The sequence below is a fragment of the Streptomyces misionensis genome, assembly GCF_900104815.1.
Lineage (GTDB): Bacteria > Actinomycetota > Actinomycetes > Streptomycetales > Streptomycetaceae > Streptomyces > Streptomyces misionensis.
This window is the reverse complement of record NZ_FNTD01000004.1, coordinates 1,336,369-1,350,210: the sequence shown is the minus strand read 5'-3', so window position 1 is coordinate 1,350,210 and position 13,842 is coordinate 1,336,369. Positions and strand designations below refer to the sequence as shown.

Annotated in this window: 12 protein-coding genes and 3 pseudogenes; 9 read left to right on the top strand and 6 right to left on the bottom strand. The window is 67.9% G+C overall.

What is annotated here, in order from left to right; all coding sequences use genetic code 11:
• The first annotated feature begins 56 nt into the window (after nt 1–56).
• The 3 genes from BLW85_RS07635 to BLW85_RS07625 all read left to right on the top strand — a co-directional run bounded on the left by BLW85_RS07635 (nt 57) and on the right by BLW85_RS07625 (nt 2,457).
• Nucleotides 57–1,271, top strand: coding sequence for a hypothetical protein (locus BLW85_RS07635; RefSeq protein ID WP_074991641.1), 1,215 nt, complete (start codon nt 57–59; stop codon nt 1,269–1,271).
• Between the two features lie 97 nt (nt 1,272–1,368).
• Entirely contained in the window at nt 1,369–1,845 is a 477-nt protein-coding gene (locus BLW85_RS07630; protein ID WP_079172294.1) for a hypothetical protein, read from the top strand.
• Between the two features lie 69 nt (nt 1,846–1,914).
• A complete protein-coding gene (locus tag BLW85_RS07625) occupies nt 1,915–2,457 on the top strand; it encodes a TlpA family protein disulfide reductase (protein WP_074991640.1) in 543 nt (180 codons plus the stop codon).
• Between the two features lie 115 nt (nt 2,458–2,572).
• Here the strand turns inward: BLW85_RS07625 and BLW85_RS07620 are convergent, their stop codons facing one another.
• A complete protein-coding gene (locus BLW85_RS07620; RefSeq protein ID WP_167381390.1) occupies nt 2,573–3,211 on the bottom strand; it encodes an HD domain-containing protein in 639 nt (212 codons plus the stop codon).
• 135 nt (nt 3,212–3,346) lie between these two features.
• Between BLW85_RS07620 and BLW85_RS07615 the strand changes: the two genes are divergently transcribed.
• The 4 genes and pseudogenes from BLW85_RS07615 to BLW85_RS07600 all read left to right on the top strand — a co-directional run bounded on the left by BLW85_RS07615 (nt 3,347) and on the right by BLW85_RS07600 (nt 6,640).
• Nucleotides 3,347–4,315, top strand: a complete 969-nt coding sequence (locus BLW85_RS07615; protein ID WP_074991639.1) for a GlxA family transcriptional regulator — start codon at nt 3,347–3,349, stop codon at nt 4,313–4,315.
• 176 nt (nt 4,316–4,491) lie between these two features.
• Nucleotides 4,492–5,169 carry a DUF429 domain-containing protein gene (locus BLW85_RS07610; protein ID WP_074991638.1) on the top strand — a complete coding sequence of 226 codons (678 nt, stop codon included), beginning with the start codon at nt 4,492–4,494 and terminating at the stop codon, nt 5,167–5,169.
• Nucleotides 5,170–5,508: 339 nt separating this feature from the next.
• Nucleotides 5,509–5,634 (top strand): annotated as a pseudogene (locus BLW85_RS38355) (short-chain dehydrogenase/reductase); the annotation flags it as partial.
• A 343-nt stretch (nt 5,635–5,977) separates the two neighbouring features.
• Nucleotides 5,978–6,640, top strand: coding sequence for a hypothetical protein (locus BLW85_RS07600; RefSeq protein ID WP_143060429.1), 663 nt, complete (start codon nt 5,978–5,980; stop codon nt 6,638–6,640).
• Between the two features lie 58 nt (nt 6,641–6,698).
• Here the strand turns inward: BLW85_RS07600 and BLW85_RS07595 are convergent.
• Nucleotides 6,699–7,158 (bottom strand): annotated as a pseudogene (locus tag BLW85_RS07595) (transposase family protein); the annotation flags it as partial.
• 130 nt (nt 7,159–7,288) lie between these two features.
• Here BLW85_RS07595 and BLW85_RS07590 point away from each other — a divergent pair.
• Together BLW85_RS07590 and BLW85_RS07585 are read left to right on the top strand one after the other, a co-directional pair.
• Nucleotides 7,289–7,846 (top strand): hypothetical protein, encoded by a 558-nt coding sequence (locus BLW85_RS07590; RefSeq protein ID WP_074991636.1) that lies wholly within the window; start codon nt 7,289–7,291, stop codon nt 7,844–7,846.
• A 254-nt stretch (nt 7,847–8,100) separates the two neighbouring features.
• Nucleotides 8,101–8,523 (top strand): DUF6924 domain-containing protein, encoded by a 423-nt coding sequence (locus BLW85_RS07585; protein WP_074991635.1) that lies wholly within the window; start codon nt 8,101–8,103, stop codon nt 8,521–8,523.
• A 158-nt stretch (nt 8,524–8,681) separates the two neighbouring features.
• Here BLW85_RS07585 and BLW85_RS07580 read toward each other — a convergent pair.
• From BLW85_RS07580 to BLW85_RS07565, 4 genes and pseudogenes are all read right to left on the bottom strand, one after another.
• A pseudogene (locus tag BLW85_RS07580) lies at nt 8,682–9,614 on the bottom strand (tyrosine-type recombinase/integrase).
• A 243-nt stretch (nt 9,615–9,857) separates the two neighbouring features.
• Nucleotides 9,858–10,367, bottom strand: coding sequence for a cupin domain-containing protein (locus tag BLW85_RS07575; protein WP_107409084.1), 510 nt, complete (start codon nt 10,365–10,367; stop codon nt 9,858–9,860).
• A 467-nt stretch (nt 10,368–10,834) separates the two neighbouring features.
• Complete coding sequence (locus BLW85_RS07570; RefSeq protein WP_074991634.1) at nt 10,835–11,698, bottom strand: SDR family NAD(P)-dependent oxidoreductase; 864 nt, start codon at nt 11,696–11,698, stop codon at nt 10,835–10,837.
• Nucleotides 11,699–12,603: 905 nt separating this feature from the next.
• Entirely contained in the window at nt 12,604–13,272 is a 669-nt protein-coding gene (locus BLW85_RS07565; protein WP_074991633.1) for an NAD(P)H-binding protein, read from the bottom strand.
• Nucleotides 13,273–13,842: the final 570 nt, after the last annotated feature.

The window sequence follows — 13,842 nt, the reverse complement described above, 5'->3', positions numbered from 1 at the left end:
CCCAGGCGGTGACACGGCTGGGCTGAGGCGACCACTTCTGTCCAAGGAGACGATCCGTGAACCTCAACCGCACAACGGGGCGCTGGAGCGCGGCAACCGTGCTGCCCGTAGCCCTCCTTGCCGCGACGGTGGCCGCCAGCGGGACCACCGCCTCGGCCGCGCCCGCGCCGGGAAAGGCCGTGTTCGTCCTCGATGCCGACACCGGCAGCTTCGCGACCGGCAAGACCGCCCTTGCCTCCAGTGGCGTGCACACGGTGAAGACCTACACCGGTGAGGCCACCGACAGCGAGATCCTCGCCGCCGGCTCGCAACGCGTCATCGCCGACGTCACCCTCGCCCACTCAGCGAGTCGGACCGAGCGTGCTGCCTGGGCCGCTTCCGCCAAGTTCGTCGACCTGTCGTGGCCGGACCTCGGCGCTACGTCCTACACCGTCATCCGTGACGGCAAGGTGATCGCCAGGACCTCTGGGCACAGTCTTCGCGACGACGCGATCGTTCCCGGCTCCGAGCCCTCCTACCAGATCAGCGGTGACGCAAAGGGGCTCGGACACACCTGGGGTTTGAACGTCACGGTCCCCACCAGCGACACGTCCGCCGCACTCGCCCAGACCGCCCGGAAGGTCGAGGCCAAAGCCAAGAAGTACACCAAGACCGTGGTGACCTGGCGGTCCTTCATCCGCCAGCCGTGGGTGACCGTGCCCACCTACATCAGCAAGGCCTCAGGCTGCAAGTACGGTGGCGGCTCGTACAAGTACAAGGGTGACGGCCGCGGCTACTCCAACGCTGTCTCCGGCACGTCGTTCCGTGCCGGTGTCCGCGGTGTCGTCTACTGGACGAAATCTTCCTACGACCTCTTCCCCGAGACCGGCTGGACGAAGGTCTACAAGAACGGGAAGCTGGTCGAGAAGCGGAAGGCGTCGACCAAGAAGATCGACTTCCAGACCAAGACCCGGTTCGACGGCAAGACGCGCTCCGTGCACGGTCAGATCGAGGCCACCGATCCCTTCTGCCCCAAGTCCGGCATACGACGGGCCGGCATCGGCGTGTACTACGACGCCCGCCTCGCCCGCAACGGTGACTTCTACGTGTCCGGCAGCGCCCGACCCGCCCCGGACCACGAGATGTACCTCTTCGGTTACACCAGCGGCAGCAAGCACTCCACCAAGACCGTCTACCAGCACAAGATGAGCACCAAGGCGGTCAGCGGCCTCGAGTGCCTCTACTCCCGAGTCTGTGAACCCAGCACCATCTCCGACAACGGTGGCTACTAGCAAGCACTTCCGGCTCAAGGGCGGGCGGCTGCCTGCACGACGAGGGTGGGATGATGTCAGCGCCACCGGCTCCGACCAGAGGCCTGAAAGGAGCGCCATGATGTTCACTCCCTGGCGCAGCGCACTCACCTACGCTGCCTGGGTCACGCTGATCTCATGGCTCACCGGGACTGTGGTGCTGGCCGGATATTCGCTCGCGTTCGACGACAAGCTCGGACCCACCGGACCCGAGCCGCTCACATGGTGCAGGGACCAGGCCGTCTTCCTGGTCACCTGTACCGCAGTGCTCACCTTGGGTCGCCGTCTGCTCTCTCCGTTGCCACGCTGGAGGACGGTCCTCATCGACGGCACCCTCTACATGCTGGTCCTCGGCATCGCCAACGCAGCGCCCTACGGAGCGGTCAACCCGGGGGAGCTCCTGGACGCCGCGGCACTGTATTCCTTCTTCGCGCTTTTCACGCTCCAACTGCCGACCGCCTGGGGCATGTCCGCCGTGCGTTCGGGCAAGCTCGACGCCGTCCTGAAAAAGCGCTACACCCTCGACGGCAATGAGCGGGCGACCCCGAACCCGTGAGCACGTTTTTCGAACCTCCCGGTCCATACTCCCCGTGGCAGTCCGCAGCAGGGTGACATCCTCATCATCATGAACATCGCAAAAGCTGCCGGCCTCGTCCTGGCCCTGCTGATGGCATCAGGTTGCGCCGGGCCTGAACTGGACGATGGCCAAGCACCCCGCTTACAGGAGACGTTCGCTCCGGCCCACCGCCAGAAAATGCCCGACCTGACGGGGACCGCAATCGACGGCCGCCCGATCGCCGTACACGACTACCGAGGCAACGTGCTCGTCGTGAACGCGTGGGCGTCCTGGTGCGGCCCCTGCCGCGCCGAAGCTCGTGACCTCTCCGCGGTGCACACCACCCTCCACACGCGCGGCGTACGAGTCATGGGCGTCGACACCGATGCGTCGAGGGAGACCGGAGCGGCCTTCGCCCTCGAGCATCACGTCACCTACCGCAGCCTCCACGACCCGAAGACCGCCCAGCTCCTGCGCATCCCCAAGGGCCTGGTCAGCCCGCAGGGCTACCCCTACACCTTCGTCGTCGACCGGCAGGGCCGGATCGCGGCGGCCCGGATGGGGCAGATCAGCCGGGCAGAACTGACCGCTCTGGTCGAGCCGTTGCTGTGATCGTCGGACAGGACCGACCCGCATCGCTGGCAGCGGCGCGGTCGCGCCACTTGAGGATCGTGTCGTGAGTCCGTCACGACCGGGAACGCATCGGCCCGGTGCCGGCTGCCGCCGGTCACCGCGGCCAGGGAGCGTCGAGGACGCGCTCGACCATGGACGCGCGGCGGAATCCGGGAACGAAATGCTCCAGGACGTCCGCGTTGATGGTTCCGTACGTGGTGTCCGGGCGGTCCTTGAGGCCGTCGACGAATTGCTGCAGGAACTCCTTCTTGAAGTCACCGCGAGGATGAGCGGCGACGATCTCGTCGACCCGGTGGCCGTCCAGTCTGTCCAGTCCCCAGCCGAGCGCGTCGGTCAGCACGCCCTGGTTCATGGCGGCGGTCTCGGGACCCATCCGGCCGGGGATCGCCGGCGTCGTGTGCAGGGCGATCGCCGTCCAGACCACCTCGGCCGCGCCCTCGGAGAACCCGCGGTCGAGCAGGAACTTCCGCGCGTGGTCGGCGCCGTCCAACTCGAAACGCTGCTGCGTCTCCGAGAACGGGATGGAAAGACCCGCGTCGTGGAACATCGACGAGATGTAGAACAATTCGGGATCGGGCTGGAGGCCGAGCTCGCGGGCATGCAGTGAAGCGAAGAGGAATACCCGCCGGGAGTGGTGGAAGATCAGGGGATTGGTCCTCTCCCGGAGGAAGTCCGTGGCCTCCGCGACGGCCGATGTTCCGGGTATTTCCACCCCTGCGATGATGTCGGTCATGGTGTCCGTGCTTTCCGGTGTGATGTGTGACGAGTGGACCGTGCGTCCGTTCTCCACGGTGCCGACCCCGCGCCCCCCGGCGCCGCCTCGGTCCGGCCATGAACCACTCGAATCCAGTCACCTCAGGATGGGGCTGTGAGCTCCGGCACGCATCGGGTGGCGGTCCTCGTCTACGACGGGGTCAAGCTGCTGGACGTCGCCGGCCCCGCCGAGGTGTTCGGGGAAGCGAACCTGCTCGGTGCCGACTACCGGATCACCTTGGTATCCACGACGGGGGCCGACGTCGCCTCCTCGATCGGGATGCGGATCGCCGTCGACGGCAGCGCCGCAACGCAGCCGGACCCCGACACGTTCCTGATGCCGGGCGGAGACGTCTACCCCAGGACCCCGGTCACGCGCGACCTTGTCGAAGCCGCCAGGGACCTGGCAGCCCGTTCCGGCCGGGTCGCCTCCGTGTGCTCCGGTGCCTTCGTCCTCGGAGCGACCGGCCTCCTGGACGGCAAACGGGCGACCACCCACTGGAAGATCGCGGACAGACTCGCCGCCCTGCACCCCAGGACCCGCGTCGAACCGGACGCCATCTACGTGCGCGACGGCACGGTCTACACCTCGGCGGGTGTCACCGCGGGCATCGACCTCGCGCTGGCCCTCGTCGAGGAGGACCACGGTCCCGACCTCGCCCGGGAGGTGGCCCGCTCCCTTGTCGTCTACCTGCAGCGGCCGGGCGGCCAGTCATGGTTCTCCGCTCCCCTGCAGGGCCCGCCGCCCCGGTCGCCCGCCCTGCGCAGGGTCGTCGACCTGGTCACGGCGCAGCCCGCCGGCAACTACTCCCTCACCGAACTGGCCGCGCGCCTGAACCTCAGCACGCGTCACCTCACGAGGCTGTTCCGGGAGGAACTGGGCACCACGCCGGCCCGGTACGTCGAGTCGATCCGGTTCGACATCGCGAAGTCGCTGCTCGACCAGGGGTACACCGCGACGCAGGCGGCGTCCTTGGCCGGATTCCCGGGCTACGAGAGCCTCCGCCGCGTCTTCGCACGGGAACTGTCCATCAGCCCCGCCGCCTACCGGCGCCGCTTCGCCACGACCCGCAACGCCGAGTAGGGCCCGACGGGCGGTGGGCGGTACGGGTGGGTGATGGCCGCCGCGTCGGGCCAGGCCGTCGCCCGGGCATGCTGTGAGGACCGGGCCCGGAGCGGGATCCTCGTCATCGTCGGGGAAACGGGACTGGGTACGGCCCCGGCCCCCGGACGGGTTCTTGTGGGAGAGGGGTGGAGTGGATGGATGTCCTCGGGGTGGACGCCTGTGGCAAGCAGGGGTGGGTGGGCGTAGCGCTCACGGACGGCTCGTACGCGGGCAGCCTGGTGGACCGGCGGCTCGGTGCGCTGATCGAGCGTGCCGGCGACGTGCAGGTGATCGCGGTCGACATGCCGCTGGGGCTGATCGACAAGGGCTGGCGCGCCGCCGACCTCGAGGCCCGCGCGCTCCTGGGGGCGCGGCGCAGCAGCGTCTTCCTCGTGGCGCCGAGGCCGGCGTGGCAGGAGACGGACTTCGCGGCGGCCGGGGACCGGTGCCGGGAACTCACCGGCAGCCGCCTGAGCCGGCAGGCGTGGGCCCTGGCACCGAAGCTGCTCGAAGCGCGGGAGTGCCGGGCCGTGGACGAGCGGATCCACGAGGTGCATCCCGAGCTGTCCTTCCAGGCCCTGGCGGGCGGGGTGCCGCCGGCGTACTCCAAGAAGACTTGGCGTGGGCAGAACCTGCGCCGCCTCCTGCTGTCGCAGGCGGGACTGGTGCTCCCGGACGAGCTCGGCGAGGCCGACCGGGTGCCCGCGGACGACGTGCTCGACGCCGCTGCGGCCGCCTGGTCGGCCCACCGGATCGCGCTCGGGACCGCCGTCCGGGTGCCCGAGAGGCCGGAACGGGACGCGGAGGGACGGCTGGTGGAGATCCGCTACTGACCGGCTGCCGCGGGCCCGTCCGGGTCATGACCTCGGCGGCGCCGGAGCCGCGTTCCGGGGGCCGCCCTCCGTTGCGCCCTCCGAGGCGGATCGGCGGGTGGCGCCGGCCCCGGCCCGGCGGATGCGCGGATCCGCTCGCCGGGCGCCGGCTGGGGCACGTACACCCGCTCGGCCGCACGCCTGGACCGCGGCTCCTCGGCCACCGGTACCCGATCGGCGCACGTCCAGGGCCCGGGCGCTGTTCGTTCACGGCCGTCGGCCGACACGGCGAATCTCGGGTGCCGCACCGCTTCCGGCGCGAGTCGGGAGGCGTGGCCGGCGGCGAGGCGAGGAGTGGTCATGGACAGGGCGTGGCTGGTGACCGGCGCGAGCAGCGGCTTCAGCCGGGCGATCAGCGAGGCGGAGCTGGCCGCCGGCGACGTCGTGGTGGGCGCGGCCCGGCGGACCGAGGCGCCGCAGGACCTGGGTCGCACGGCGCAGGAGAGAGGAGGGGCTCATCCCGGAGATTCCAGCCCCGCTATCTCCCGCCCTTCTCAAGGCCAGCCGCGCAGCCCGACAGGAGTCCCGCATTGATCAGCCTCTCGGTGACGCCGTCGCGTCGGTCCGCCGCTCCCCGGCCGACGGGCTCAGCCTCCTCACTGACGTGCGGACTCCGCTCCTGGGGCACGGGCGGCTGTCGGGCTGGCAGCAGGGCCAAGTGGAGGCGGTGGTGGCCTTGTTCATGAGTCGTGGTTCTGGTCCAACTTCTGTGGACTGGTGGCGCTCAGTACCGACGTGGGCGTTGGCAGGACGGTCGATAATGCCGGCCATGGCAGATCTCAGTCCGGTTCTCCGGATCATCACCTCGGCGGCGCGGGAGTCCCTGAAGCCGCTCGGTATGGCCCAGCGTGGGCGGTCGCGGCTGTGGATTGATGATCACGGGTGGTGGCTGGGGGTTGTGGAGTTCACCCCGCCACGTACTGCTGGCAGCGGTCTGCACGTCGGTGCGATGTGGCTGTGGCACGACGTGGACCACCTGGCCTTCCACGTGGACGCAGTCCGGGCCGGCTCCGAACTGTTCCGCACCGAGGACCAGTTCACACCGCTGGCACTCGAACTCAGCCGACAGGCGGCGGCGAACGTGACCGCGCTGAGGGAGAAGTTCCCAGCTCTGCCGGACGTCGCCCGATACCTGACATCCCGACCGGTGCGCCGGGGATTCCTCTGGGACGGCTTCGACGCCGGGATCGCGGCCGCCCTGGCCGGTGACCCGGACACGGCCCGCAATCGCTTCGAGCGAGTCCTTCGAGAGGACCCGTTGGCCCCGTGGATGGTCGAGGCTCAGGAGAAGACACGTGAGCTTCACGCGATCGCGGCAGATCGCGACGCCGTGACCGCCTGGGTCGGGCGGCGCGTCGCCTCGTGCAGGAGGAAGCTGGGCCTGGATCTTGTGCCGCTCGCGCTCAGCTGGATGGACCCGTCTGTTGGGTGACAGAGCTGCGGTCAAGCCGGCAGGACTCGCTTCCGCAGCAGGTCGAAGCCGGCCCGGCGTGGACGGCGCCGGGCAAGGCAGGCGAGGCCCACAGTAGACGCCCGTGCGGATCGGCGATCAGCTGCACGTTCATGCCATGTTTCTTGTGCTTACCGGAATAGAAGGGCCGGTCGGCGGCGATCCGGTCGATCGGCAGCAGGGTCCCATCGAGGATCACTAACGCTTTGTTCTGTGCGGTCTTGACCACGGCGGCCAGGTCTGGGGCGAGCGCGGCCAGCACATCGACGGCCTCGGCGATATACCGGTAGGCAGTGGTAGTGCCCACGTCGAAGCCCGCGGCGAGCTGCGCGTAGGTGTGTGTGCCCGCACCGCAGGTGGGCGAGGGCCAGCAGAGCCTGACGGCCCGTGCTCAGACGGCGCCAGCGGGTGCCGGGCTGCCGACGATGGTCGCGCAACCGAGCGGACAGCAAGCGCAGGGCGGAGCTGGACACGTCGATCCCGGACGGGTGGACAAGCATGCGAGGCCTCTGATGGAGATGGGATTCTTGGTCGAAACCCATCTGCCAGGGGCTTCTCCTGCCCGTCAGCTCAACTACCCAACGGGCATGGCCGGGTGGACAACGCTCATGCGGTGGCAAACTGATCGTCGTGTCGAACTCCTACGCGCAGCCCATCTTGAGAACAGCGGACCTCTCGGAGGGATTGCGCATCGTTGAGAGGCTGCTGGGGATCGCCGACCTGAGGGATCTGGAAGTCGATTTCGATGCGCGGATCTCCTCGACTCACTCTCTATCGGAGGTGCTGGCCCTGCTGCCGGACGCCGACTGGTGGGCTGCAGGGGAGAGGGACGGTGCCTCGGACACGGCGGATGATCCGGCGGCCTACCTGCCCATCTGGCTACGACGCTGGGCTGGGGCACCCGAGACCGTGGAGCCGTTTCTCAAGGCGGTGGGCGACAGCCCGGCGACGGTGCGGTGGGACTTCAACGCCTGGCCCGAGGCTCCGGAGATAGGTCTGGGGGTGGGAGGCACCCGCGGCGCGTTCGTCACCCTGTGCGCGCATGCCCGCGACCTCGATCTGGAGGAGCCTGCGGCCGACTGCACGGTGTTCGTCCACGTCAAGCAAGCTGAGGCCGAACGCGCACCATGGATTGCGGCCCAAGCCGGGCTGCGAGTGATCGGCGACCTGGTGATGGCACCGTACTGAGCATGCGTGAAGGGAACTGCAGCAATGCCAGCATGGTTCCGACGTGCACCAACGCCGCCGGCAGAGCGTAGATAGCTGATCACAGTCTCCCGAGCGCTATCGAAGGCTCCTGGGCAGCGCAAACGCCAGGTCGGAAAGGGCTCAGTGAGTCTTCTGTCCGACCCAGCGGATATGTTGCCTGCTGAGGTGACGCCATCCCGGGCCGGGCATCTCGTTGGAACCGCCGAACACCACCCTCAAGGAGAGAGTTTCCATTGAAGAGCCTGCCGCAGACGAACAGCACCCTGCTGATCCGCACCGACTTTTCCGACCAGGCAGCTTGGCAAGCCCTCCACACGGCAGTCGCGACTCCGAACGAGGACGACTTCCTCGCGGATGTTCACGTCGTGGACGATTCTGCCTACCGTGATCTGACGATCGAACAGGTCATCTCCCTGGCCCCTGCCGGACGGAGCAGCCTGATGATCGTGGCCGACAAGACCGCCCTCACCACGCCGGAGATGCCATTGCTCGCTGTGCACCTGCCGTACGAGGACGAACCGGAGCAGGATCACGAGGAACTGCGAGTCACGGCCGAAGAACTGTGGTCGATCGAGAACAACATCTCCCTCGCCAACATGGACTGGGAGGAGTTCGTCGAGGCTGCGGATGACGACGGCGTCTTCCGGGGCTTCTGATCAGATCTCGGGCGACAGGCCTTTGCGACAGATCACGCCCAGCGATACAGAACTTCTAGATCATTCGTTGCCCGCATGAGGGACCCCGCCCTGGGCCAGCCCAAAGGGCGGGCCCAGAGCGGGGCGGCAACGTTCAAATTTGCTCCGAGGCTGAACCGCTACCGACGCCCGTCACCGGGGGCGAGCAGGCTGGTGAGCTCGGCGATGGCCTCGGGTGAGGGTTTGAAGTATCGGCGGACATTTTCGGGCTTCTTGTGCCGGGACTTGGCCATCAACATGAGCAGGGAGGCCCCTTGCTCACCGAGGTGGGTCAAGGCAGAGTGCCGGTACTCGTGCAGATCCCACCCCGTCCCCGGGCCGCGCACAGCGGTGCGCTCGTCCAGCAGCGCCCGGGCCTGGCCGTACGACAGGCGGGCCAGCCCGGTGTCCGGACACACATCGCGTGGGCTGACGACCTTGCCCGGCCCCGGTCGACGGTGGGTGACGAACACCGGCCCGCGGGTGCGGCCCTTGAGGAGCCGGGGCAGCAGCCGGGCGGTACCGGCGTCCCAGTACTCGGTCTCCAGCACGTAGTCCTCGCGCGCCTGGCCCCGCCAACGGGTCTTGGCCCGGGCGCCCTTGACCGGGCAGCGACGCACGGCGAAGTCCAGGTCCTCGATGTTCACGCCGAGAACCTCCTCCGCTCGCCCGGCAGTCTCGTAGAGCATCCGCCACAGCGTCTTCTCCCGCAGGTGCACCTACCGGCGCGCGATCAGCCGGTCGACCGCCATCTTCGAGCGGGTCGCGGTGTCGGAGTCCGGCACCGACAGCCGCTTTGCCCAGGACGGGACCATCGGCCCCTCGTAACCGCGCTCATGGCACCAGCCGAGCCAGGACAGCACTCCCGCCCGGCGGGAGTTCCACGTGTTCACCGCCGCGGTGCCCCACAGCAGTTCCAGGGCCTCGCCGATCTCGTCGTCCGCGACCGATGCCAGCGGCCGGACCTCGCCGAGCCGCTCAGCGGTCTTGCGCACCCCGATCGCGTAGTTCCGGACTGTGTTCGGGTTGCCGAGCTAGTCGAGGAACACGTCCGCCGCCGCCCGGACGGTCAACGCCTTCCCGGTCGGCAGCTGCACGACGTGGGCACCGTTTCCCCCTCCGGCGGCATCGGTGATGTCCTTGACACCTGCCGCGATGTACCCCTTCAGGTGGAACCGAGAGACCGCCGCGTCGACGATCTCCTCACGCATGCTCCGTCGGCCCGTCGGTGCCACTTCCGGTCGCCTCCGGCACTCGGTGACCTCGGGCTCAGGCTCCGCCCCCATGGCGCGGCCCGTCGGGAGGGGGATCCGGGTTCAGCCTTCCGGGAGGACAGGTGAGTCGATGTCGAGATCACTCACTGCTTCGCCGTAGTCGGCGAAACGCTCGGCGTCCCACAACGGCGCCGGCACACCCGGCGTAGGTTCGTCGCCGCGCATGAACAGAGCCTCAGGGCCGCCGGGGGTGAAAAGGAAGAGCATCTTGGCATGGCGGGTGCTTTTGTTGAGAAAGCGGTGACGGATTCCCGGTGGGACATAGATGAAGTCTCCCGACCTTGCAGTGATCTTCTCGTCACCATTGAGAAACTCCAGCTCGCCGTCAAGCAGGTAAAATGCCTCGCTGTTGCGATTGTGCACGTGCGCCACGGGCCCGGAACCCGGTGGCACCTGGGCTTCGACGAAGCCGAGGTGCCCGTCCGTGATATCCGAGTGGACCTTCACCGAGTAGACACTGTCCGACACCCACTTGGTGACCCCCTCGTCAGCGGGAATGTAGATGGCTCCACGCTTCGTCCATCGAGGGTCGTCGGGGCTAATCTGCGGCATAGGAAGACTCATCGAGGGCCTCTCTCTGACATAGCGAATACTGGCGCTGCCTTGCACATTCACCCTCTCCTGCGTGGCGGGCGCGGGCATACGTCAGATGACGTATCTGAGCAGCGGCCAGTCATTGCCGGTCTCCAGCAACCACAGCCATCCTGCAGCCTGAGTTCCGCAGCCGCCACGCAATCGTCGAGCAGGCGATATCCGACCCGAAACAAGGACCCCTCGCGCACCTTCCGTCTGGTGACTTCCAGACCAACGCCGTCTGGCTCGCTCTGGCCGCGATCACCCATAACCTGATGCGAGCCCTGGGCACAGGCGGCTCCGCTCGCTGGCATCAGGGCCATGTCCACATCGGCCCCGGGCTCACCCACGAAGTCAGCGGTCTGCGCGCCCGTCTGGATACGGCGAAATGCGGTTGACGTGCTGCGGTGGATCTTGGCGGGGCCTTGTCACGAACCAGACACCCGCTACTTGTCGAGCAACCGCGTGCCGTCACCATTCGCCTCGTCGTGGTCAGTGGAGAGACTCAGGTGCCGCCACGCCTCGTCCTCCTCAAGTCGCTTGGCCCAGGCCGCGCGTCCGTATGTGTAGGCGTCCGTGCCCAGGAGCAGGCGCAGTGGGGGTTCATCCAGCCCAGCGACCGTGAGAACGGCCTGTGCCACCTTCGCGGGATCGCTGTTTGCCTTCTGGGCAAACTCGGCCATCGTCTCCACGGCGGCTCCGACAGTGTTTCGGTAAGGATCGCTGACCACCGGGATGTGCATCGACGATCCTGCCCAGTCGGTGCGCATGCCGCCGGGTTCCAGGACCGTGACCTTGATACCCAGGGGCGCGACTTCGGTGGCGAGGACCTCGGAGAATCCGCCGACGGCCCACTTGGCCGACTGGTAAGCGGTCATCCCCGGACTGGCGAGCCGTCCGCCGAGGGATGAGACCTGAATGATGTGCCCGCCGCCTTGCCGGCGAAGGACCGGCAGGGCGGCTCGGCTGAGATAGACGGTGCCGTAGAAGTTGGTGTCGACCTGGCGGCGGAACGCCTCCAAGGTTGAGTCCTCAAGGGAGGCGCGGTCTGCCTGTCCCGCGTTGTTGACCACCACGTCCAGCCGCCCGAACGCCTCGACGGTCTCGAGCACGACCCGCTCGGCCGCTTCGGGGTCGGTCACGTCCAGCTGACTGGCCCGAACCTGGTTGCCGTGCGCGGCAACCAGATCCTCCAGGGACCGTGGGTCGCGGGCAGTGGCCATCACCCGGTGGCCCGCGGCCAAGGCGGCAGTGACGATCTCGCGGCCGAGTCCACGGGAGGAACCGCTGACGAGGAAAACCTTTGACATGGGACAAGCTCCATTCGTTGTTGTCAGGTTGTGCTCCACAAACTGCAGCGCAGATGGGGCGACGAATCGCAACGCAATACACTTGCGTTATTACGTTAGTCCGCTTGCCCCGGCAACGCAATCTGCGAGCGTTACGTTGCGGTCCCTGGCGGGCCGTCCCGCTGACTTGCCAGACCCAGGGCGTCGGTCATCGTAGGAACGTGGGCTGCCGTCCACTCCGTGAGAGCCTGAGCGCACTGCGTGATGGTGTCCCGCCACGCCTTGGCGGCGTCGTCACTGGCATCGTCACTGACGAGTTTGACGATGTACCAGGGAAGTGGTCCGCAGGCGAGAACGGAAACGCGAGGGCTGTCGCGGCGTTGACCTTCCCCACGCCGGTCCTCAGGACCGGCAAAGAGGTGTCGAGGAACTGGCCTCCTCCTCGACCGCCGGCATCAGCAAAGGCCGGCCGGGGTCCAGGCCTCCTCGTCACGGCAGGTGACCACGGCTCGACCGGCTTGAAGACCTCCTCGTGCACAACGGTCTGGTCGTTGATCGCCGTCAGCAGTGTGGCGCCGGAAACGTCGAGGCTGCCCAGTCTTCGGATGCGGGGAAGGGCGCCGTGAGATCTGCGGGTTGCCAGGCTCATCCGCATTCCTGACAGTGGTTCTTCTCCGCGTCCCGTACCGCTCCAGAATGGCTGCATAGCCCGTGTGCGGGTGTCGGCAAAATCAAAGAGGGCGGGGACCGAACGCGTTCAGCGACTCCAGGAAATCTGCTTGAACGCGTTCAGTTCCAGCGTCGCGGGAGCCCAAGGGCGCGGCTACCGATCTGGCTGCTGACGTGCTCGGAAGAGGTTCTCGGCACGCATAACCTCAGCATCGGGGCGAGAAGGTATGACGACGCCCACCGCTTTCAGGGCGTGATCATGGCGAGCCGAGTTGATTGATGTCGGCGCTGGTGAGTATCCGCGGGCCTTCGCCCTTCCGCTCGACGACGGCGAGCATGGCGCGGCCGACGTGCTCGGTCGTGGTGGTGTGCCGCGGTGCGAGGCGGTGCAGGACGGGGTACAGCCAGGACGTGAGCCGGTACAACGCCCGGTAGCTGGCCGTCCGGGACACCGCGCCGTGGCGCGGCTGGATGTAGCCGGGGCGGAACATGTAGGCGTGGAGGTCCGTCGCCAGCAGGGCGTTTTCCGTACGGCCCTTGATGCGCGCCCACATTGCGCGGCCGTTCTCCGTGCTGTCGGTGCCCTCGCCTGAGACGTAGGCGAAGGTCAGGGTGGGGTTGTCGGTGCCGACCGCACGGGCTGCGGCGAGCGTGTAGTCGTACGTGATACGGGTGTAGTCCGCTTCTTTGTGTCCGGCCGCCGAGACGCCCAGGCAGTAGAAGCAGGCGTTCAGGCCCTGCAACTCGCTCTGGATCGCGGAGAAGTCGGCGAAGTCCGCGTGCACGACTTCGCGGACCTTCGGGTGGGTCATGTTCATGGGCCTGCGTACGACCAGCAGGACGTCGGTGACGCTGTCGTCCAGCAGACAGGCGCGCAGTACGCCCTGTCCGACCATGCCGGAGGCGCCGAAGATGATTACACGCATGTTTGCTCCAGGGGGAGTTGCGCGGAGGAGCGCCGCTCGGGGTTCAGGGGCGCGCGGTTGAGGGTGCCGGCGATGAGGGTGGTGAGCGTTTCCTGCAGGGAGGGCGAAGTCCATCCGGTGCGCGGCCAGGGAAGGGTCGTCCTCGTAGGCGGCGAGCATGGCGGCGGACGGGCGGGCATGTGTCCACACCACCTCGGCAGCAGTCTGACGCCGGTCGCCTTCTCGCGTGAAATCGGATGCGTCCGGCAGGCCGCCGGCCCTCGGGGGTGGAACGGATGTAGACGTTGTCCGGGGTCACCACCACGGGAGCGGACGGCTTGTGCGCCGGAACGGCGAAGTCGGATGGTTGTCGGGTTCGACGGTTGCGGCGCCCCCGCCGACGGATTCTCGGCGCTCACGATGCTCTCCTACGCTGCGGGGGTGTGGTGTGATCGTGGCTCCGGCAGCGACCTTCGTGGCCCGCCGGACGGCGAACCATCACAATCCCTCCGCGTCTGAGCCTCGGATCCCGGTCATGCCCTCGACCTCGGGGAACGCCGATGCCACGGTCCACACGCCAGCCCAGTGCCG